Below are 20,703 nucleotides of genomic sequence, written 5' to 3' on the forward strand. Positions count from 1 at the left end.
CCGACAAAATGTGGATAACTCAATGGGTAAATGGACATGGCGTATAGACATTAGTTTAAATGCAAATGACAATCATATTCAACTACGAGCTGAGCGGAGAGAAAAAACTGTGCGATGGCACGGATTATCCACGTCGAGCGCGGCAGGAATATTGCCCCCCCTGCACCGATACCTTAACCTGTGCCTTAGCGGCCCCGCGATTCGCCGAACCCCATGATAAGGAGATGAGTATGTTGTACCTGATTTATGCCCAGGATGCACCCGACACACAAGCGCAACGTCTGGCGGCCCGCCCTGCCCATCTGGCCAGGCTCCAGACCCTGCGCGATCAAGGCCGCCTATTAACGGCAGGCCCCTTGCCCGCCATCGATAGCAACGATCCCGGCGCAGCCGGCTTCACCGGTTCGGCGGTGATTGCCGAGTTTGCCTCGCTGACCGAGGCGCAGGCGTGGGCAGGGAACGATCCCTATGTCGCCGCCGGTGTCTACCGCCAAGTCAGTGTCACCCCTTACAAGCAGGTCTTCTGACGCGACCCACCGGACGACGGCGCGAAAAAAGCCCGCATAAAGCGGGCTTTTCCTTACCTCAGAGAAACGCACTTAGCCGTGGCTACATGAAGATTTCATTAAAATGCTAAATGCGTTTTTCTGTCACATTGCTGTGATGCCGGGCAGTCTACCCTGATTCCTCAGCCGCCGCAATATCATGATAATTAGGATAAATGCATTCGCTGCTTTTATTCTCACTCCCACACGCTGCCGTCACCTTCCCCCATCCCAGCGACATGGACGCCACCACCGCCAGCTAGCGAATAACCATCGCGTACAGCGACCCCCTTAGGCCAGCGACACATCAGCGCAGCCTGGCAACAATGCGTGCGTAACGCCTCCCCCCAGTCCCACACTCAACCGAGCAACATGAGCGGCGCCGCGCACGGGCAATGGCGCAACGCCTCCTGGCGCACATCGGAAGGCGAGTCACTCCTCGCGATGACACGCTAGATCTCACACGCCGACTCTGGCAGGATGAAGAGGATTAGCCGGATCCCGCACTATTTATACTGTTTTCATCCGTATCGCCTATCGCAATACCCACGTCCTCAAGGAGAGTATGAATATGGCAAACAACAAACAGCTGACGAAAACCGCCATCGGTCTCGATCCTCAACAATCCAACCAATTAGCCACGGCCCTGAACACGTTGCTGGCCAACTATCAGATCCTGTATATGAACGTACGCGGCTATCACTGGAACATCAGCGGCCCGCAATTCTTCGCGTTGCATGTCAAGTTTGAGGAGACCTACAACGATCTGTTGTTGAAAGTCGATGAACTGGCCGAACGCATCCTGACCCTGGGGGAGCAGCCGCATCATGCCTTCAGCGACTATTTGAAGATCGCCACCATCAAAGAGGATGTCGCGGTCTGTGACGATCGCGGCACGCTGCACGGACTGCTCTCCGGTTACGCCTTACTGCTCGAACAACAACGCGCAATCCTACAACTGGCCACCGAGGCTGGCGATGAGGGGACGGTCGCGTTGATGAGCGACTATATTAAGCAGCAGGAAAAACAGGTGTGGATGTTGAACGCCTATCTCGGCCAATAATGACGTCAGCCCCGCGGAAGCGGGGCTGAGCGTTTACCACTCATAGGCAACGGAATAGAGCAAGGAACGATGATGCTGAATTCTGTGTAAACGGCGAATGCAATAGATATGGCGATTACGGCGTGATTGGCCTTCCAACCAATGGCTGCGGCGCCGATGGATCTGGCGCAGCATCCGCCAACGCCCTACTTCATTTCGACTGTGTCGCATACTTCCTCCAGATAGCTGCGTTGCGATTATACCCCCCTAGGAAGACAAACCAAGTCCCGACGCCACCACACCACAAAAAAGCCGGGGAGTACACGTTCTCGCCTTGTTTCTCCCCCCTCGCTATATATTTAGCCGCTAAAGGTTTCTTCTTTCTATATCTGTGCGTACACTCTCAATTGATCGATTTGTGTAAGGACATTCTGCGATTATGAGCACTTTTTATACAGTAATCAGTTGGCTGGCGATCTTCGGCTACTGGTTGCTCATCGCCAGCGTCACATTACGGATTTTAATGAAGCGCCGTGCGGTCCCCTCCGCAATGGCCTGGCTGCTGATTATTTATATTCTGCCGTTGGTGGGGATCATCGCCTACCTCTCCTTTGGTGAGCTGCATCTCGGCAAGCGGCGCGCCGAACGGGCGCGCGCCATGTGGCCCTCTACGGCCCGTTGGCTGGCCGACTTACGCAACTGTCGCAGCATCTTCGCCACCCATAACAGCGAGGTGGCGGCTCCCTTGTTCCAACTGTGCGAACGCCGCCAAGGGATCGCCGGGGTCAAAGGCAACCAGTTACAGTTGCTCACCTCTAGCGATGAGACCCTCAAGGCGCTGATCCGGGACATCGAGCTAGCGCATAATAGCATCGAAATGGTGTTCTATATCTGGCAACCGGGAGGACTGGCCGACCAGGTGGCGGAAGCCTTGATGGCCGCGGCGCGGCGCGGTGTTCATTGCCGCCTGATGCTTGATTCGGCCGGCAGCGTGGCCTTCTTCCGCAGTCCCTATCCGGCGATGATGCGTGAGGCAGGTATCGAGGTGGTCGAGGCGCTACAAGTCAATCTGCTGCGTGTCTTCCTACGCCGCATGGATCTGCGTCAACACCGCAAGGTGGTATTGGTCGATAACTTCATCGCCTACACCGGCAGCATGAACCTGGTCGATCCGCGCTATTTCAAGCAGGATGCCGGCGTCGGACAATGGGTCGATGTCATGGCGCGCATGGAAGGGCCGGTCGCGACGACCATGGGGATCTACTATGCCTTTGACTGGGAGATGGAGACCGGTAAACGCCTCCTGCCACCGGAGCCGACCTGTAGTATCCTGCCGTTCGAGAAAGAATCCGGTCATACCATCCAGGTGATCGCCTCTGGCCCCGGTTTCCCCGAGGAGCTAATCCACCAATCACTATTGACCGCCGTCTACTCCGCCCGCCAGCAGTTGGTGATGACGACGCCCTACTTCGTCCCTAGCGACGATCTGCTGCACGCCATCTGTACCGCCGCACAACGTGGGGTGGATGTTTCCATCATCGTACCGAAGAAAAACGACTCAATGATGGTCGGTTGGGCTAGCCGCGCCTTCTTCACTGAGATGTTGGCCGCCGGCGTCAAGATCTACCAGTTCGAAGGCGGCCTGCTGCACACCAAGAGCGTACTGGTCGATGGTCAACTGAGCCTGGTCGGTACCGTTAATCTGGATATGCGCAGCCTATGGCTTAATTTTGAGATTACCCTGGTGATCGACGATGATGGGTTCGGCAGCGATCTGGCTTGCGTGCAAGATGACTACATCGCACGCTCAACCCTGCTGGATCCGCTGACCTGGCTAAAGCGCCCGCTGTGGCAACGCATGGTCGAGCGGCTATTCTACTTTTTCAGTCCCCTGCTGTAAGATGCAGGGTATTTAACCGGGCTACGGCCCTCGTGAGATAGTAACATGATGGACTTAAACAACCGCCTGAGCGAAGAAGAGACCTTGGATCAGGCCTACGACATTTTCCTGGAGCTGGCGGCGGACAACCTGGATCCGGCCGATGTGCTGCTGTTCAATCTCCAGTTTGAGCAGCGCGGCGCTGCCGAGTTGTTCGACCCAGCGGAGGATTGGCAGGAGCACGTCGACTTCGACCTCAATCCCGATTTCTTCGCCGAAGTGGTCATTGGCCTCACCAACGGCGATGGCGAAAACGATACTATCGACGATGTCTTCGCCCGCGTCCTGATCTGCCGCGAGAAAGATCACAAGCTGTGCCACATTCTGTGGAAGGAATAAACCCACCAGCGCGCACCCTGAAAAAAAACCGCCAATTTCGGCGGTTTTTTATTACGCGACGCAAAGACAATGCCGAGCGCTTACAACGGATCGACCTTCAGACAGGAGACGGCATGGCGGAAGCTCCCCTCCAGCAAAGGCCGTGTCTCGGCACACTCCGGGCCAGCTAACGGGCAGCGGGTACGGAACACGCACCCGGTGGGCGGATCGATCGGTGACGGCAGCTCCCCCTCCAACAATTGGATACGCTTATTGCGCTCCTTATCGGGGTCCGGCACTGGCACCGCCGACATCAACGCCTTGGTGTAGGGGTGCTGCGGATTGTGGTATACCTCGTCATAGGTTCCCAGCTCTACCGCATGCCCCAAATACATCACCAACACCCGATCGGAGATGTGTTTCACCACCGCCAAATCATGGGCGATGAAAATCAGTGATAATCCCATCTCACGCTGCAACTCCTGTAGCAAGTTGACTACCTGCGCCTGAATTGACACATCCAGCGCCGATACCGGCTCATCACAGATGATCAACTTTGGCTCCAGGATCAAGGCGCGCGCGATGCCGATGCGCTGACATTGCCCCCCGGAGAACTCGTGCGGGTAACGGTTGATCAGGTTAGGCAACAGGCCGACACGCATCATCATCGCCTTGACACGATCTCGTACCTCCGTACGCCCCATCTCGGGATGGTAGGTACGCAACGGTTCGGCAATGATCTCGCCAATGGTCATCCGTGGATTCAACGAAGCCAATGGGTCCTGAAAGATCATCTGAATATCGCGACGCACTTCACGCCACTGCGCCTCGTTCATCCCCAGCAGATCACGCCCCAACCAGCTGACATTGCCGGAGGTTGCCTTCACTAGCCCAATCAACGCGCGGGCGAAAGTTGACTTACCGCAGCCCGACTCCCCCACCACCCCCAGGGTCTCGCCTTGATACAGCCGCAGCGTCACCCCATCTACCGCCTTAAGGCGCTTGGGCGGCTGCCAGAACCAAGCCCGGCTGTCACGAATGTCGAAATGCACACGCAGATCGGCCACCTCCAACAAGACCTTCTTATCGTTTAGCTGCCCACTCATGCCAATTCCTCCACCGTTCTAAAGCAGGCGCGCAAGCGCCCGTCGCCAAAGGCCGCCAACGGCGGCGTAGCCTCACAGCCGGCATCGGCGTAAGGACAGCGCGGTTGGAATGGACAGCCTGCCGGCAGATGCAGCAGGTTGGGCGGATTACCGGGAATAGTCAACAGCGCCGCCTCTTCGCCATCCAAGCGCGGCACCGCGTTCAACAGGCCGATGGAGTAAGGATGAGACGGATGGTAGAACACATCGCGAGCCTGGCCGTACTCCATGGTGCGCCCGGCGTACATGACCAGTACCTTATCGCAGATACCGGCCACCACGCCCAAATCGTGAGTAATCATAATGATGGCGGTGTTGAACTCCCGCTTCAGTTCATTGAGTAGCGTCATGATCTGCGCCTGCACCGTCACATCTAACGCGGTGGTCGGCTCGTCGGCGATCAATAGGCGCGGGCGACACAGCAGCGCCATGGCGACCATCACTCGCTGCCGCATCCCGCCAGAAAATTCATGAGGGAACATGCGCATGCGTTTACGCGCCTCCGGCATCTTCACTGCATCCAGCATGCGTACCGATTCGTCGAACGCCTGCGCCTTGCTCATCCCCTTGTGCAGCATCAGCACCTCCATCAGCTGCTCCCCCACCCGCATATAGGGATTGAGTGAGGTCATCGGGTCTTGGAAGATCATGGCGATCTGCTCGGCGCGCAACCGATTGAGCGCCGACTCCGGCAGATTGAGGATCTCACGCCCGTCGAAACGGGCCGAACCGCTGATGCGCCCGTTGGCCGCCAGCAGCCCCATCAGGGCAAAGGCAGTCTGCGACTTACCGGAGCCGGACTCGCCGACGATCCCCAAGGTTTCGCCGGCCGCCAGGGTAAAGTTAAGATCGTTGACCGCCGTAACATCACCGTCCGGCGTAGCAAAGGTCACGCGAAGATCACGGACATCGAGCAAACAGGACTTCATCTGTGCACGCTCCTTAGCGGTCTTTCGGATCGAGGGCGTCACGCAGCCCATCGCCGATAAAGTTAAAACAGAATAGGGTGATCACCAGGAACGAGGCCGGAAAGATCAATAGCCAGGGAGAGACCTCCATCGAATTAGCGCCGTCACTCAGCAACGCGCCCCAACTGCTGAGCGGCTCCTGTGTTCCCAGACCGAGGAAACTTAAGAACGATTCGAACAGGATCATGCCGGGAACCAGCAACGAGGCGTAGACCACCACCACCCCCAATACGTTAGGCACCACGTGACGCAAGATGATACGCCCGGTACTGACCCCACCAACCTGCGCCGCCTCGATAAACTCCTTACGTTTCAGGCTCAAGGTCTGACCGCGCACGATACGCGCCATATCCAACCAAGAGACCATGCCGATAGCGATGAAGATCAGTAGGATGTTTTGGCCAAAAAAGGTGACCAGCAGGATAACGAAAAACATAAAGGGGAAAGAGTTAAGGATCTCCAGCAAACGCATCATCACCGAATCCACCTTCCCGCCCAAGTAGCCGGAGAGCGCGCCGTACAGCGTGCCGACCACCACCGCCACCAACGCGGCGGCGACGCCGACCATCAGCGAAATGCGCCCGCCGATGGCGACGCGCACCAGTAAATCACGCCCCGAGGAGTCGGTGCCGAAATAGTGCCCCCCCTCCCATGCCGGCGCGGAGGACATCATGTTCCAGTCGGTGTCATCATAGGCAAAAGATGACAGCATCGGCGCCAGTATGACGAACAACGCGATCAGGGTTAAGACAAAGAGGCTGATCAGCGCCGCCCGATTATGCATAAAACGGCGACGGGCATCCTGCCATAGGCTGCGCCCCTCGACATCCAACTGCTCACTGAAACGCTCGACCGCGGCGGCGTTACTCTTATTGACTCGCATAAACGCCTCCTGTTAATAGCGGATCTTGGGATCGATTACGGCATACAGCACGTCAACGATGGCATTAAACAGAATGGTCAGCGTACCGACCAGGATGGTCAGGCTGAGCACCAGTGAATAGTCACGATTCAACGCCCCATTGACAAACAATTGGCCGATCCCCGGCAGGCCGTAGATAGTCTCGATCACCATCGAACCGGTGATAATACCGACGAAAGCGGGCCCCATGTAGGAGAGCACCGGCAACAGCGCCGGACGCAGCGCGTGACGCCACACGATGCGCCGCATCGGTAGCCCCTTGGCGCGTGCGGTACGGATGAAGTTCGAGTGCAATACCTCGATCATCGAGCCACGGGTGATACGCGCGATGCCGGCGATATACGACAGCGACAAGGCCACCATCGGCAACAGCATGTATTTCAGTGCCCCGCCGTTCCAACCGCCGCCAGGCAGCCAATGCAACGAGATGGCGAAGATCAACACCAGTAATGGCGCCACCACGAAACTGGGGATCACCACGCCGGTCATGGCAAAGGTCATCACCAAATAGTCCCAGCGTGAATTCTGCTTCAAGGCGGCGATGACACCGGCCGAAATCCCAAACACCAGCGCCATCACAAAGGCGGCCAGCCCCAACTTGGCAGAGACCGGAAAAGAAGCGGCGAGCAGATCGTTAACCGAATAATCCTTATATTTGAACGATGGCCCAAAGTCTCCCTTGGAGAGTTGCAACAAATAGTGGCCGTACTGCTTCCACATGGGATCGTTGAGATGATACTTAGCCTCAATGTTGGCCATCACCTCAGGCGGCAGCGTGCGCTCCCCGGTGAACGGGCTGCCCGGTGCTAAACGCATCATAAAGAAAGAGATGGTCACCAGGATGAACAGTGTCGGTATCGCTTCCAAGAAGCGACGAAATATGAATTTTAGCATGGCCCAAACCCTGTACGCCGGCCGCAATGGCCGGTGGTCGTCTACCCGGCGGCCGGTCACCCGGCCGCACAGTTATTAGTGTTGAATGATGTAGAGATTCTTATCGTAGACATAATCCAGTGGATCCTGGCCGGTGTAGCCACCGACGTAAGGTTTCACCAGACGGGCGTTAACATAGTAATAGACCGGCACGATGGCGGAGTCTTTATCCAACTGCTGCTCGGCATGCTGATAGACCTGCGCACGCTCGGCCTTATCCTTCGCCTGTAGGGCGCCGGCCATGATGCGATCGAAGGCCGCGCTCTTGTAATGCGGCGTGTTGTTGCTGCTGTTGGACAACATCATGTTGAGGAAGGAACTCGGCTCGTTATAGTCAGCACACCAGCCCGCACGCGCCACGTCGTAGTTCCCCTGGTGACGCGAGTCGAGGAAGGTCTTCCACTCCTGGTTCTCCAGTTTCACGTCGATGCCCAGGTTCTTCTTCCAGATAGAGGCGGCGGCGATCGCCAGCTTCTTATGCAGATCCGAGGTGTTGTACAACAGGTTGAAGGTGAGCGGCTTGTCCGGGCCATAGCCTGCCTCGGCCAGCAGCTTCTTCGCCTGTTGGTTACGCTGCTCCTGCGTCCAGCCAAACCAGGCTGGCGGCGTCAGGTTGGCACCATCGGTATAGGGAGGGGTAAAGCTATAGGCCGGCAGATCGCCCTGATTCTTCACCTTGTTGACGATGATGTCGCGATCCAACCCCAGCTTGAGGGCCTCACGCACGCGCGGATCATTAAACGGCGGCTTCTGGTTGTTGATCTCGTAGTAGTAGGTACACAGGTAAGGATCGATCTTGACCTGCTCGGGAATTTCGCGCTTCAGCTTCTGGAACATCTCAATCGGCATGTTGTTGTAGGTCATGTCGATCTCGCCAGTCCGGTAACGGTTCACATCCGTCACTTCCGAGGCGATCGGCAGGAAGGTCACTTTGTCGATCACTGTCTTAGCGTTATCCCAGTACAGCGGGTTACGCTCCAGCACGATGCGTTCGTTGACGACCCAGTCTTTCAATTTATAGGCACCATTGCTGACATAGTTCTGCGGCAGGGTCCACTTTTCACCGTACTTCTCGACCGCCGCCTTATTGACCGGCTTCATCGCGTAGTGCGCGGTCATCTCCGGCAGATAGGGCACCGGCTCGCTCAGGGTTACCTGGAAGGTGTGATCATCCAGCGCTTTCACGCCCAAGGTCGACTTATCTTTTTTGCCGGCGATGATGTCATCCACATTGGCGACATGAGCATACTGGAGATAACTGGCATAGGGCGACGCCGTCTTCGGGTCGGCCATCCGCTGCCAGCTATAGACGAAATCTTCGGCGGTGACCGGCTCCCCATTCGACCACTTAGCATCCGGGCGCAAATGGAAGACCCACACCTTGTTATCTTTGCTCTCCCAGCGCTCGGCCACGCCGGGAATGGTATGCCCCTGCGGATCGTGCTGCGTCAGCCCTTCCAACAGGTCGTTGGTGACGTTATTTTCCGGCACCCCTTCGATTTTATGCGGATCGAGGGAAGAGACTTCGGAGCCATTATTCCTGACCAGTTCCTGCTTCGCCGCCAGCTTTACACCGGCCGGCACCTCGGCCGCCGAGGCCGAAAAAACGATGCCGCCCAGTGCACTACAGATGGCGAGGGTTAACATAGGTTTTTTGATGATGTGTTTGCTCATTACTACCACTCCCGTATTCAAAGGAAGCCTGTTTGCAGGCTGGTCAACATGATGAGTTATGGCTATCGCACCGGAGGAACGAGTCCGCGCGACGGCTGGCCTGACGCGCCCTCATGGGAGCGTCGGCATTATTGTTGCCGGGTAACGAAATCACGACGTCATACGCCGTAAGGTTAATGGTGGACAGGAGCGGCGCAGTACGCGCAATGACACCACGGGAGAGGACGCATAATCAGCGCGCTGGCGCTGTAACATGCCATACCGAGAGAACCCTCTGTAATGCCGACAGCCACGCATGGCCACATAGCGCACGCCTTGAGTCGACTCACTGCCCAATGCACTGTTTTAATCCGTGCTTTCTCACAGACTGCCCTCAGCCATGACAAAAATCAATCTTAACTTACTGATATAAAATAAAATATACACTAACCACCATTTGAATTGGCTAATGTTTCGCCGAACAGAAAAAAAGCAAAATAAAATTACAATTCATGTCTTTTTTCTAGATATAAAGACTAATTGTTAGTGAGAATTTTTCGGCTAAACGCGGAAGAATGTACACAATAGCAACGATTGTGTAGGACAATTTTGCGTAATTAGGACGGGAATAGGTGAATTAACCCTGAGTAATAGTTAGAGAGGAAAACAAAATAGAAAATGATAAAATATATTAAAAAATAGATAGCCTATAAAAAGCGCCGTCCCTTGGTTAGGCGCGCCGCAAGCGACACGCCACACCGCCGACGGACTTACAATAATCCCGGAAAGATCGCCTTCACCCCGGTCACGATAAACTCAATCCCCAAGGCCATTAGCAACAGCCCCATGATACGGGTTACCACGTTGATCCCGGTCTGGCCCAGCAACCGCACCAACAACGGTGCAGCACGGAACAAGAGCCAGCAGCAAAAGGCAAATAAGATAATCGCCAGCGAGAAGCCCAGCAGGTTCTGCCAGCCGTGGTAACGTGAACTCCAGACGATGGTCGAACTGATGGCGCCAGGGCCGGCCATCAGAGGCAGCGCCAGTGGTACCACGCCAACATTTTCACGGATTGCCGTCTCCGACTTCTCCTGTTTGTTCTGTTTATCCTCCCCCAACTTACCGCTGATCATCGACATGGCGATGGTCACCACCAGGATACCGCCCGCAATACGGAAGGAGTCGATGGAAATACCGAAGAAATAGAGGATGGAGTCCCCCAGCAACAACGCGGTAATCAGAATGATCGCCACTGAGAGATTCGCGGTCAGGTTAGTCCGATTGCGCGCTGCAACGGCCTGATAGCTGGTCATACTAATGAAGACGGGCAAGATCCCTACCGGGTTTACCAAGGCGAACAGGCCAATAAAAAATTTGATATACCCGGACAAGTCCAGCAGAGACTGACTCACTATGCGCTCCACAAGTTAAAGATGATGGTCATCGCGCGCTAATGTAATAGAAATACCTGCGCCGATCTATCATCCCGCCATAGAATTTTGTCATTTAACCAGAGATGCCGCTTATCCTACTCTCCATTGTGTGCGATACGCCGCGCCGTGATTTTAACCGTTAAGCACTGCTTTTTTCACGCTACTAATAATCATTATCAATTACGCCATGCTGAATGGAGTCAGCTTGGCGTTTTCGTGACTCTAATCACAAAACAAATACCCAAGAATGAGTAAGCTTCGTTACATCAAAAAAGATGAATTAGGGATGAGCATCTTGGTAAGGTGAAACGGCTGTATGCCTGAGCGTCTTACCTCGTAGCTTAAGCTGTTTTAGCAAATTAGCAGCCCGGGCGGCAGCCATAACCCGGCAAAGGTGACACCGCCAGCTATACTTGTGTGCCTTGTGCGGCTGATTGACTAAAAAAGTTTAACATTATCAGGAGAGCATTCATGGCTGTAACCAATACTGCTGAACTCGATGCGCTGGTCGCCCGTGTAAAAAACGCCCAACGCGAGTTTGCTAACTTCTCACAGGAACAAGTCGACAAAATCTTCCGCGCTGCTGCGCTGGCCGCGGCCGATGCTCGCATTCCGCTGGCTAAGATGGCCGTCGCCGAATCCGGCATGGGCATCGTGGAAGATAAAGTAATCAAGAACCACTTCGCCTCCGAATATATCTACAACGCCTACAAAGACGAGAAGACCTGCGGCATTCTGTCTGAAGACGACACCTTCGGCACCATCACCATCGCCGAGCCGACTGGCCTGATCTGCGGTATCGTACCGACCACTAACCCGACCTCTACCGCAATCTTCAAGGCGTTGATCAGCCTGAAGACCCGCAACGGTATCATCTTCTCTCCGCACCCACGCGCCAAGCAGGCCACCAACAAGGCGGCTGACATCGTACTCCAGGCAGCCATCGCCGCCGGCGCACCGAAAGACATCATCGGCTGGATCGATGAGCCGTCCGTCGAGCTGTCCAATGCATTGATGCACCACCCGGACATCAACCTGATCCTGGCCACTGGCGGCCCGGGTATGGTGAAAGCCGCATACAGCTCCGGTAAGCCGGCGATCGGCGTCGGCGCGGGTAACACACCGGTCGTGATCGACGAAACTGCTGACATCAAACGTGCCGTTGCTTCTATTCTGATGTCCAAGACGTTCGACAATGGCGTCATCTGTGCTTCTGAACAGTCCGTCATCGTGGTCGACGCTGTCTACGGCGCAGTCCGTGAGCGTTTCGCCACCCACGGCGGCTACCTGCTCCAAGGTAAAGAGCTGAAAGCCGTTCAAGACATCATCCTGAAAAATGGCGCGCTGAATGCGGCTATCGTTGGGCAGCCGGCGACGAAAATCGCCGAGATGGCTGGCATCACCGTACCGGCAGGGACCAAGATCCTGATCGGTGAAGTCAGCGTGGTTGATGACTCCGAGCCGTTCGCCCACGAGAAACTCTCTCCGACCCTGGCGATGTACCGTGCCAAAGACTTCGAAGACGCCGTAAGCAAAGCGGAAAAACTGGTCGCCATGGGCGGTATCGGCCACACCTCTTGCCTATACACCGACCAAGACAACCAGGGTGCTCGCGTCAACTACTTCGGCGAGAAGATGAAAACCGCCCGTATCCTGATCAATACCCCGGCTTCCCAAGGGGGGATCGGTGACCTGTACAACTTCAAGCTGGCACCTTCCCTGACGCTGGGCTGCGGCTCCTGGGGCGGTAACTCCATCTCTGAAAACGTGGGTCCGAAGCACCTGATCAACAAAAAAACGGTAGCGAAGCGAGCAGAAAACATGTTGTGGCATAAACTTCCGAAGTCTATCTACTTCCGTCGCGGCGCGCTGCCGATCGCGCTGGATGAAGTGGCAACCGACGGTGCCAAACGCGCCTTCGTCGTGACCGACCGTTTCCTGTTCAACAACGGTTATGCCGATCAGGTAACGAATGTGCTGAAGGCACACGGCATCGAAACCGAAGTGTTCTTCGAAGTCGAAGCTGACCCGACCCTAAGCATCGTGCGCAAGGGTGCCGAGCAGATGCACTCTTTCAAGCCGGATGTCATCATCGCGCTGGGCGGCGGTTCTCCGATGGACGCAGCCAAGATCATGTGGGTGATGTATGAGCACCCGGAAACCCACTTCGAAGAGCTGGCGCTGCGCTTTATGGACATCCGTAAGCGTATCTACAAGTTCCCGAAAATGGGCGTGAAGGCGAAGATGATCGCCATTACCACCACCTCCGGTACCGGTTCTGAAGTTACGCCGTTCGCCGTCGTTACCGATGATGCTACCGGTCAGAAGTACCCGCTGGCCGACTATGCACTGACGCCGGATATGGCCATCGTCGATGCCAACCTGGTGATGAATATGCCGAAATCCCTGTGCGCCTTCGGCGGTCTGGATGCGGTGACTCACGCCCTGGAGGCCTACGTCTCCGTACTGGCGAACGAATACTCTGACGGCCAGGCGTTGCAAGCCCTGAAACTGCTGAAAGAGTTCCTGCCAGCCAGCTATGCAGAGGGGGCCAAGAATCCGGTAGCGCGTGAGCGTGTACACAACGCCGCCACCATCGCCGGTATCGCATTCGCCAACGCCTTCCTCGGGGTATGTCACTCTATGGCCCACAAGCTGGGTTCCGAGTTCCACATCCCGCACGGTCTGGCCAACGCCCTGCTGATCTCCAACGTCATCCGCTATAACGCGAACGACAACCCGACCAAGCAGACCGCATTCAGCCAGTACGACCGTCCGCAAGCGCGTCGTCGTTATGCGGAAGTCGCCGACCACCTGGGTCTGAGCGCACCGGGCGACCGCACCGCGCAAAAGATCGAGAAACTGCTGGCTTGGTTGGAAAGCATCAAGGCTGAACTGGGTATCCCGGCCTCCATCCGTGAAGCGGGCGTACAGGAAGCCGACTTCCTGGCGAAAGTGGACAAGCTGTCTGAAGACGCTTTCGATGACCAGTGCACCGGCGCCAACCCGCGCTACCCGCTGATCGCCGAACTCAAGCAGATCCTGCTGGATAGCTACTACGGCCGCGACTACGTCGAGCATGCACAGCAGGACGACAAAGCCGCAGCACCGAAAGCCGAGAAAAAGGCCAAGAAAGCCTAATTTGACTCGCCAACAACGAGGCGCATGATCGATATTCGCCTCCGCACTTTACGGGCTACGTTATTACGTGGCCCGTTTTTTTATTGGCCATAGCGCCAGTACGCCCTGCCCCCTCCCACGGTGTCCCTCCTCAGAGACCGCCTAAACACACCACGCGCGCATCCCACAACTCGCCGCCGTGACGCGGCACACCGGGTCGCCCTGGCACGGCCAGCGGCTGAGCGCTGGCAATGACACTCGCGGCGCAGAATCGGCCTCCTGCCGGTGGTGATGCGCCGAACCGCATATATCCTTACGCCGATACGCTACGCGTCTCAAGCGGCGTGAGCGCGCGCTCAGCGCCCCCCAGGCGTGCGCTAGCCTCTCAACATGAGGGGATGCGGCGCGGCGTACGACAATCCCCACGCGGGAAGAACAGAGGAATAACACGCCTCAGCGCAAACTCGCTCAAGACAGCGCAGAACGCTAAGCGGGGCAGTGAGCACACAGCCCCACCGCTCCCCCAGGCGAGAGTAACAGCGTTGCCGGCACCGGCGAGACTGTGGCAGAGCAAGTGAGGGATCGCGTGAAACACGTATCGCTACGATCGCCATCGCTCCCCAACTCAAATTCGCCCAATGGTTCGCCCTGTACGGTGTCTCAGTCGAGACCTACGCGCAGGCATAGGCGGGGTCAATACTGACGGCGGGTGCGTGATGCCTACGGGGATAGCGACATGTAACGGCTAAGCGAACGCGGACGGGGCATCCCCCCAGCCAAGCCACGGCACGCTGTGTGAGGTAGCGCCGCTGCCGCGCTGACGGCATGAGTCACGAGCACGTGGAGACGGGCGGCGTCGTATCTGCGCCCGTCCAGAGCTAAGCGCTGAGCAACACGCGCAATCTAGGTATGCGTGGCGCCGCCGAGCGCATCCTTATAATGCTTACGGCAGACGGAAACATAGCGCTCATTACCACCGATGACCACCTGCTCTCCCTCTTTTAAAGCACGACCATCCTGATCCAAGCGCAACACCATATTCGCCTTACGACCGCAATGGCAGATGGTCTTCAGCTCGACCAACTTATCCGCCCAGGCCAGCAGATATTGGCTACCGGGAAACAGCTCACCGCGAAAATCGGTGCGCAGGCCATAGCACAGCACAGGAATATCCAACGAATCCACCACCTCGGAGAGCGCCAGCACTTGAGCCTTAGTCAGGAACTGGCTCTCATCCACCAATACACAATGCACCGTCTGTTGTTGATGCGCATCGCGGATCGCCGTAAACAGATCCGTCTGGGGGTTATACAACATCGCCGGTGAATGTAGCCCGATGCGTGAGCTGATCTGTCCCACCGCATAGCGGTTATCAATTTCTGCGGTGAACGCCAGCGTATGCATACCCCGCTCCCGATAGTTGTAGGAGGACTGCAACAATGCTGTCGATTTTCCCGCATTCATTGCCGAGTAATAAAAATAGAGTTGAGCCATCAAAACGCCTTAAACGGAAAAAAGTCATCAATTTTACGGGATTCTATCATATAAGCAGAGCGGAGCGGGGTTCACTTATTCCCCCCGCCAACAAGTGATCGACTGCGCTATCCGTGTACAATGACTAAACTGCCAGGCGGGGCGACAGAATAATTACGACATTATTCATGCCAATAAGTGATCAACCTAACAGTTATCAGGCTGGCAAGCCGCCGAACGGGATAACGTAAACCCCGCTCGGCAATTGGCACTAGGCACTGGCGCTACGCTGCATTTATATACATAGTCTCTGCCGATACCCCTGCCACGAAAGCGCAGGCAAGCTGCCCGCCCCCCTAGCGAGTTATATAGAGAATCAGGCATAATATTAACAATTCGGACCAAGAACATATTCGTCCTGACCTACGAATATTTTGCCAATCTTACAAAATTCACTATTGCGTTAAATAAGAGCGCACTCTATTATAAAGATGACGCCCCCACCAATATAATTTGAGATTAGGAAAATGAGCGAAGCATTAAAGATTCTTAACAACATTCGTACTCTACGCGCCCAGGCTCGCGAATGCACGCTGGAAACTCTGGAAGAAATGCTGGAGAAACTGGAAGTCGTCGTTAAAGAACGTCGCGAAGAAGAGCAGCAAGCACAAGCCGAGATCGAAGAGCGCACCCGTAAACTACAGCAATATCGTGAGATGCTGATCGCTGACGGTATTGATCCGAATGAGTTGTTGCAGAGCATGAATGCCAGCAAAGCAACTGGCGGTAAAACCAAGCGCGCTGCACGTCCGGCGAAATACCAGTATGTCGACGAAAATGGCGAAACCAAGACCTGGACCGGTCAGGGCCGTACGCCTGCCGTGATCAAGACAGCCATGGAAGAACAGGGTAAGACCCTGGACGATTTCCTGATCTAATCCAGAATACGCCTAAAAATAGCCTCTTCATGAGGCTATTTTTGTTTCTTCCCCCCTCACACCGAACATGCTATCTCCTCTTCATATCATCAAGATCTATAATTATTCCTTCAGTTTATTTATTACCGTTGAGTCCATCACGCCTCTTCTTAGGAAAAGTCTCATTTGTCAATTTAATCAATTAGAGGTAGCTCCGCGTGCCACTACCCAGACCTTTGTCCAGTTGCATCGTGATAAAAAAAATGGCGGCCAATGGCCGCCATCTTTTATTCATCACCTTACTTGCTTAAGTTAAGTCCTTTGATCCACGCGGCAAACTCTTTACCCAGCGACGGATGACGCAAACCATACTCGACAAACGCCTGCATATAACCCAGTTTATTCCCGCAATCGTGGCTACGTCCTTTCAAGTGATAAGCCTCAACGGTTTCGTTCTTCAGCAACATTGCGATGGCATCCGTCAACTGAATCTCTTCACCGGCGCCTGGCGGGGTTTTAGAGAGCAACGGCCAAATGTCGGGGGAAAGAACATAACGCCCAACAATGGAGAGGTTAGACGGTGCTTTATCACGCGGCGGCTTTTCTACCACCGCTCTAATGGCCAGGCTCTCTCCTGCGGCCAATTGTGCACCATTACAGTCGACCACCCCATAATTAGAGACGTCGGCCATTGGCACCGGCTCCACCATAATCTGGCTGGCACCGGTAGATTCATAGCGACGCAACATCTCGCTTAGGTTATCACTACTCAAATCCGCGCTATATTCGTCCAAAATAACATCTGGTAATACCACGGCGAAAGGTTCATCACCCACCAGCGGATGGGCACACAGAATGGCGTGACCTAAACCTTTGGCCAGTCCCTGACGCACCTGCATAATAGTGACATGCTTAGGACAAATAGCTTGAACTTCGGCCAACAGCTGACGCTTAACGCGCTTTTCCAGCATCGCTTCCAACTCAAAACTGGTATCGAAGTGGTTCTCGATGGAGTTTTTGGATGAGTGCGTGACTAAAATGATTTCATTAATACCCGCCGCAATACATTCATTGACCACGTATTGAATCAGCGGTTTATCTACCAACGGCAACATTTCTTTAGGAATAGCTTTCGTTGCCGGCAGCATGCGCGTTCCTAGCCCTGCGACCGGGATAACAGCTTTTTTTACTTTTCTCACTGACGTTGACATACAACCTCTCTCTACGGATGACGCATTGTTCGCCCGTCCATAATCGAACGATATGAGTACTAGACTGCCTGCGAGTATACCAGTTCGGCAATCCTACGCATGTCTTTCATCTGTATTTGATATCAACTGGATAAACAAGCGACAACGCATAAAATAACGCCTAGCGTTGGCCACAAGAGTAGCAGAAAATGCCGAAAAATAAGGAGGGGGAGTGGTTACGATGACTGCGCCTGACATAACGCGGGCAAGACATGGTGATGATCCGGCGCGGTCAGCATCAAGCGCAACTGCCCTCCTGCCCCCCAGACCTGGCACTGCCAGCGGCGGCTACGTAGGCAAAGCTGATTCATATGCGCGCTGCCCAACGTACCCAAGGGCACACCGCCATTTAACTGCACCGTCTGTCCCTCCGCATCGAGGCAGGCGTGTAGACCGGCGGCGACCAACAATACGTTTCCCGATCCGGCATGATAATAACCAGCCAGCATCGGAAACTGCCCGACGAAGCCCGCACGGCGCAGTAGCTGGTTCGCCTGTTTCAGTACTGCGGCAATATGCGGCAATGGGCGTGCCTGGGTGATCACCTGTTGCTGCAACAACCCATTGAAAATCGCGCGCATCATCAACGCCGCCAGCACGCCATATTCACGGCTACGCGTCACATCGAGGCAGTAAAACGCCATCTCGCGCGCTGACAGCGATGCCATATCCAGAACTAAGCCACAACTTGCCGGGTCGGTCAATTGACGGTAATTGACCCGACACCCCGCCACGACCTGCTGCACCGGCGGTTGCAACTGGCGCAGCAGACGCACCGCACGCGCTGGATCATGCAACAACGCCGCCCAATCGTGACTCAGCGCATCCTCCTCCAATGCCAAGGAGTCGAACAACGCCGGATAGAGGCAGGCCAAGAGCATCTGACGCAGCCGCTCATAGTCACGCACCGGCTTCAACAACACATCCTTCGCCCCCAAACGCATCACCCGGGCGATATCACTGACCGACTCGGTCGCCGAAATCACTACCACCGGCGTACGTTGTCCGCGCATCCGCAGATGGCGGAGGAAATCCGCGCCATCCATTTCCGGCATCGCCAGATCGCACAGAATGATATCGGGACGCTGCCGCTCATACAGACGCAACGCCTGGCGCCCATTCTCCGCCTGCGTTATCTTAGCGCCCTGTGTCTCCAGGTAGCCGCACAGCATATGGCGGAACACGGCATCGTCATCGACGATCATGATCTGTTTATTGGTGAGTACCTGTGACATAGCCGGCCCCTCCTACTCATCTGATCCTAGTGTGGTTCAATAACGGTACGAATACCCTAACGGCCAGTAAAAATATTTAATACTGCGTGATTCAACGCAGTTTTCACAAAATCGGAATTAACTTATTCAACATTATTATTAGTTATTATGATCAGCATAGAGCTCTCGCGGTATTATGCTCATCTTTTCTCACCAATAGTTGCAAATGGTTATAGCTATGATGTCGCCGATCACCCATTCCGCCCCCTGCCCCTGTGGCAGCACGCTCACCTTCGCCGCTTGCTGCGCCCCATGCCTCGATGGCTCACGTCCAGCCAGCACCCCAGAACAACTGATGCGCTCACGCTACAGCGCCTTCGTTACCCACAACGCCGACTATCTGATCGCCACGTGGCATCCCGACTGTGCTATGGCGGGCGAACGCACGGCCATCTGTGCCAGCTTTGCCGATACCGCATGGCTGGGACTCCGGGTTATCGCTTGCACGCCGGGCCGGGATGCGCACGAAGGCTATGTCGAATTCATCGCCCGTTTCCATACACCTTCAACTAATAGAAACGGCGCAATTCACGAGCGTTCACGTTTTCTGAATCTGCATCACACTTGGTACTATGTCGATGGGACCCGGCCGGAGGTAGGACGTAACGACCCCTGTCCCTGCGCCAGTGGGAACAAATATAAAAAATGCTGCGGACGCTAGGTAGAGTCCCGCTACCGAACGGCGTTTCGGCGCCGAACGGCGGTGCCGTTACCATTGCGGGGCGAGCCCAGCCAGCACGGCGCCACAACAAGGATGCAAACCGATGTCACACCCCGTTATTCAACGCAAAGTTCTACGCACCACCTGCCCCGATGCCAAGGGCCTGATCGCCAAGATCACCAATATTTGCTACAAACACCAACTCAATATCATCCAGAATAACGAGTTCGTCGATCACCACTGCGGGCGCTTTTTCATGCGTACCGAGTTAGAAGGCATCTTTAACGATGAGACCCTGCTCGCCGATCTGGATGACGCGCTGCCGCCGGGCTCCGAACGCGAGCTCATCGTCACCGCTCGACAACGGGTCGTGATCCTAGTGACGAAAGAAGCGCACTGCTTGGGTGATCTGCTGATCAAGAACGCTTTCGGCGATCTGGATATTGAGATTGCGGCAGTCATCGCTAACCATGCCACCCTGCAACCACTGGTCGAAAAGTTTGCGATCCCATTCATTCTGATCAGCCACGAAGGCCTGAGCCGCGAGGCACATGACGACGCGGTCGCCGAACAGATCGATCGTCTAGCGCCAGACTATGTGGTGCTGGCTAAATATATGCGTATTCTTACGCCGGATTTCGTCGCCCGCTACCCTAACCGCATCATCAATATCCATCACTCTTTCCTGCCCGCCTTTATCGGCGCTCGTCCCTATCATCAGGCTTATCAGCGTGGGGTGAAGATCATCGGCGCCACCGCTCACTTCGTGAACAACGATCTGGATGAAGGCCCCATCATCATGCAGGATGTGATCCACGTCGACCACAGTTATACCGCCGAAGAGATGATCCGTGCAGGACGGGATGTGGAAAAAAATGTACTGAGTCGCGCCCTCTACCGCGTGCTAGCACAGCGGGTGTTCGTTTGTGGCAATCGCACAGTAATTTTTTGATTTGTTCGTTTTTTCTCTATTTCCTGTATGCCCGCACAACAGTGCGGGCAAAAAAACGGCAAACGATTTTTTTTTCTTACGCAGCACTTTACAGCGCGGCGCGATTTGTTATTATGCGCCCCGCTTCCGCTGATAACGAAGCGCGACAATCTGGT

Annotated in this window: 18 protein-coding genes; 8 read left to right on the forward strand and 10 right to left on the reverse strand. The window is 55.3% G+C overall.

Annotated elements, in window-relative coordinates:
- Positions 1 to 230 precede the first annotated feature (230 nt).
- Both EHO01S_RS14530 and EHO01S_RS14535 read left to right on the forward strand, forming a co-directional pair.
- On the forward strand, positions 231 to 527 hold the full coding sequence (locus EHO01S_RS14530) for a YciI family protein (RefSeq protein WP_024524645.1): 297 nt from the start codon (positions 231 to 233) through the stop codon (positions 525 to 527).
- A 589-nt stretch (positions 528 to 1,116) separates the two neighbouring features.
- Positions 1,117 to 1,608: a Dps family protein gene (locus EHO01S_RS14535; protein WP_035370686.1), complete on the forward strand. Its 492-nt coding sequence runs from the start codon at positions 1,117 to 1,119 to the stop codon at positions 1,606 to 1,608.
- Positions 1,609 to 1,641: 33 nt separating this feature from the next.
- Here EHO01S_RS14535 and EHO01S_RS18450 read toward each other — a convergent pair whose 3' ends face one another.
- Positions 1,642 to 1,818, reverse strand: coding sequence for a YciY family protein (locus tag EHO01S_RS18450; protein ID WP_071523921.1), 177 nt, complete (start codon positions 1,816 to 1,818; stop codon positions 1,642 to 1,644).
- Between the two features lie 208 nt (positions 1,819 to 2,026).
- Between EHO01S_RS18450 and cls the strand changes: the two genes are divergently transcribed.
- Both cls and EHO01S_RS14545 read left to right on the forward strand, forming a co-directional pair.
- Positions 2,027 to 3,487 carry a cardiolipin synthase gene (cls, locus tag EHO01S_RS14540; protein ID WP_024524647.1) on the forward strand — a complete coding sequence of 487 codons (1,461 nt, stop codon included), beginning with the start codon at positions 2,027 to 2,029 and terminating at the stop codon, positions 3,485 to 3,487.
- A gap of 48 nt (positions 3,488 to 3,535) precedes the next feature.
- Positions 3,536 to 3,865, forward strand: a complete 330-nt coding sequence (locus EHO01S_RS14545; RefSeq protein WP_035370700.1) for an HI1450 family dsDNA-mimic protein — start codon at positions 3,536 to 3,538, stop codon at positions 3,863 to 3,865.
- A gap of 80 nt (positions 3,866 to 3,945) precedes the next feature.
- Here the strand turns inward: EHO01S_RS14545 and oppF are convergent, their stop codons facing one another.
- The 6 genes from oppF to EHO01S_RS14575 form a co-directional block, all read right to left on the reverse strand.
- Positions 3,946 to 4,950 (reverse strand): murein tripeptide/oligopeptide ABC transporter ATP binding protein OppF, encoded by a 1,005-nt coding sequence (gene oppF / locus EHO01S_RS14550; RefSeq protein WP_024524649.1) that lies wholly within the window; start codon positions 4,948 to 4,950, stop codon positions 3,946 to 3,948.
- The gene (locus EHO01S_RS14555) at positions 4,947 to 5,918 is read right to left on the reverse strand and encodes an ABC transporter ATP-binding protein (RefSeq protein WP_024524650.1); all 972 of its coding nucleotides are present in this window, start codon (positions 5,916 to 5,918) and stop codon (positions 4,947 to 4,949) included. Before EHO01S_RS14555 ends, oppF begins: the two co-directional genes overlap by 4 nt.
- A gap of 13 nt (positions 5,919 to 5,931) precedes the next feature.
- Entirely contained in the window at positions 5,932 to 6,840 is a 909-nt protein-coding gene (oppC, locus tag EHO01S_RS14560) for an oligopeptide ABC transporter permease OppC (protein ID WP_024524651.1), read from the reverse strand.
- A gap of 12 nt (positions 6,841 to 6,852) precedes the next feature.
- Positions 6,853 to 7,773, reverse strand: a complete 921-nt coding sequence (gene oppB, locus EHO01S_RS14565) for an oligopeptide ABC transporter permease OppB (RefSeq protein WP_024524652.1) — start codon at positions 7,771 to 7,773, stop codon at positions 6,853 to 6,855.
- A gap of 75 nt (positions 7,774 to 7,848) precedes the next feature.
- Positions 7,849 to 9,486, reverse strand: coding sequence for an oligopeptide ABC transporter substrate-binding protein OppA (oppA, locus tag EHO01S_RS14570; RefSeq protein ID WP_024524653.1), 1,638 nt, complete (start codon positions 9,484 to 9,486; stop codon positions 7,849 to 7,851).
- A 749-nt stretch (positions 9,487 to 10,235) separates the two neighbouring features.
- Entirely contained in the window at positions 10,236 to 10,880 is a 645-nt protein-coding gene (locus tag EHO01S_RS14575) for a YchE family NAAT transporter (protein WP_024524654.1), read from the reverse strand.
- 492 nt (positions 10,881 to 11,372) lie between these two features.
- Between EHO01S_RS14575 and adhE the strand changes: the two genes are divergently transcribed.
- Complete coding sequence (adhE, locus tag EHO01S_RS14580) at positions 11,373 to 14,042, forward strand: bifunctional acetaldehyde-CoA/alcohol dehydrogenase (protein WP_024524655.1); 2,670 nt, start codon at positions 11,373 to 11,375, stop codon at positions 14,040 to 14,042.
- Positions 14,043 to 14,924: 882 nt separating this feature from the next.
- On the opposite strand, the gene EHO01S_RS14585 is transcribed toward adhE, so the two are convergent.
- On the reverse strand, positions 14,925 to 15,515 hold the full coding sequence (locus EHO01S_RS14585; protein WP_024524656.1) for a thymidine kinase: 591 nt from the start codon (positions 15,513 to 15,515) through the stop codon (positions 14,925 to 14,927).
- A gap of 506 nt (positions 15,516 to 16,021) precedes the next feature.
- On the opposite strand from EHO01S_RS14585, the gene hns reads away from it, so the two are divergent.
- Positions 16,022 to 16,432, forward strand: a complete 411-nt coding sequence (hns, locus tag EHO01S_RS14590; protein ID WP_024524657.1) for a histone-like nucleoid-structuring protein H-NS — start codon at positions 16,022 to 16,024, stop codon at positions 16,430 to 16,432.
- A gap of 278 nt (positions 16,433 to 16,710) precedes the next feature.
- On the opposite strand, the gene galU is transcribed toward hns, so the two are convergent.
- Together galU and rssB are read right to left on the reverse strand one after the other, a co-directional pair.
- Positions 16,711 to 17,622, reverse strand: coding sequence for a UTP--glucose-1-phosphate uridylyltransferase GalU (gene galU, locus EHO01S_RS14595; RefSeq protein ID WP_024524658.1), 912 nt, complete (start codon positions 17,620 to 17,622; stop codon positions 16,711 to 16,713).
- 215 nt (positions 17,623 to 17,837) lie between these two features.
- Positions 17,838 to 18,896 carry a two-component system response regulator RssB gene (gene rssB, locus EHO01S_RS14600; RefSeq protein WP_024524659.1) on the reverse strand — a complete coding sequence of 353 codons (1,059 nt, stop codon included), beginning with the start codon at positions 18,894 to 18,896 and terminating at the stop codon, positions 17,838 to 17,840.
- A 217-nt stretch (positions 18,897 to 19,113) separates the two neighbouring features.
- Between rssB and EHO01S_RS14605 the strand changes: the two genes are divergently transcribed.
- Together EHO01S_RS14605 and purU are read left to right on the forward strand one after the other, a co-directional pair.
- Complete coding sequence (locus EHO01S_RS14605) at positions 19,114 to 19,596, forward strand: YchJ family metal-binding protein (RefSeq protein WP_035370690.1); 483 nt, start codon at positions 19,114 to 19,116, stop codon at positions 19,594 to 19,596.
- Positions 19,597 to 19,699: 103 nt separating this feature from the next.
- On the forward strand, positions 19,700 to 20,548 hold the full coding sequence (gene purU, locus EHO01S_RS14610; protein WP_024524661.1) for a formyltetrahydrofolate deformylase: 849 nt from the start codon (positions 19,700 to 19,702) through the stop codon (positions 20,546 to 20,548).
- The last annotated feature ends 155 nt before the right edge of the window (positions 20,549 to 20,703 follow it).

Source organism: Edwardsiella hoshinae NBRC 105699 = ATCC 33379, from assembly GCF_000474215.1.
Classification (GTDB): Bacteria; Pseudomonadota; Gammaproteobacteria; order Enterobacterales; family Enterobacteriaceae; genus Edwardsiella; species Edwardsiella hoshinae.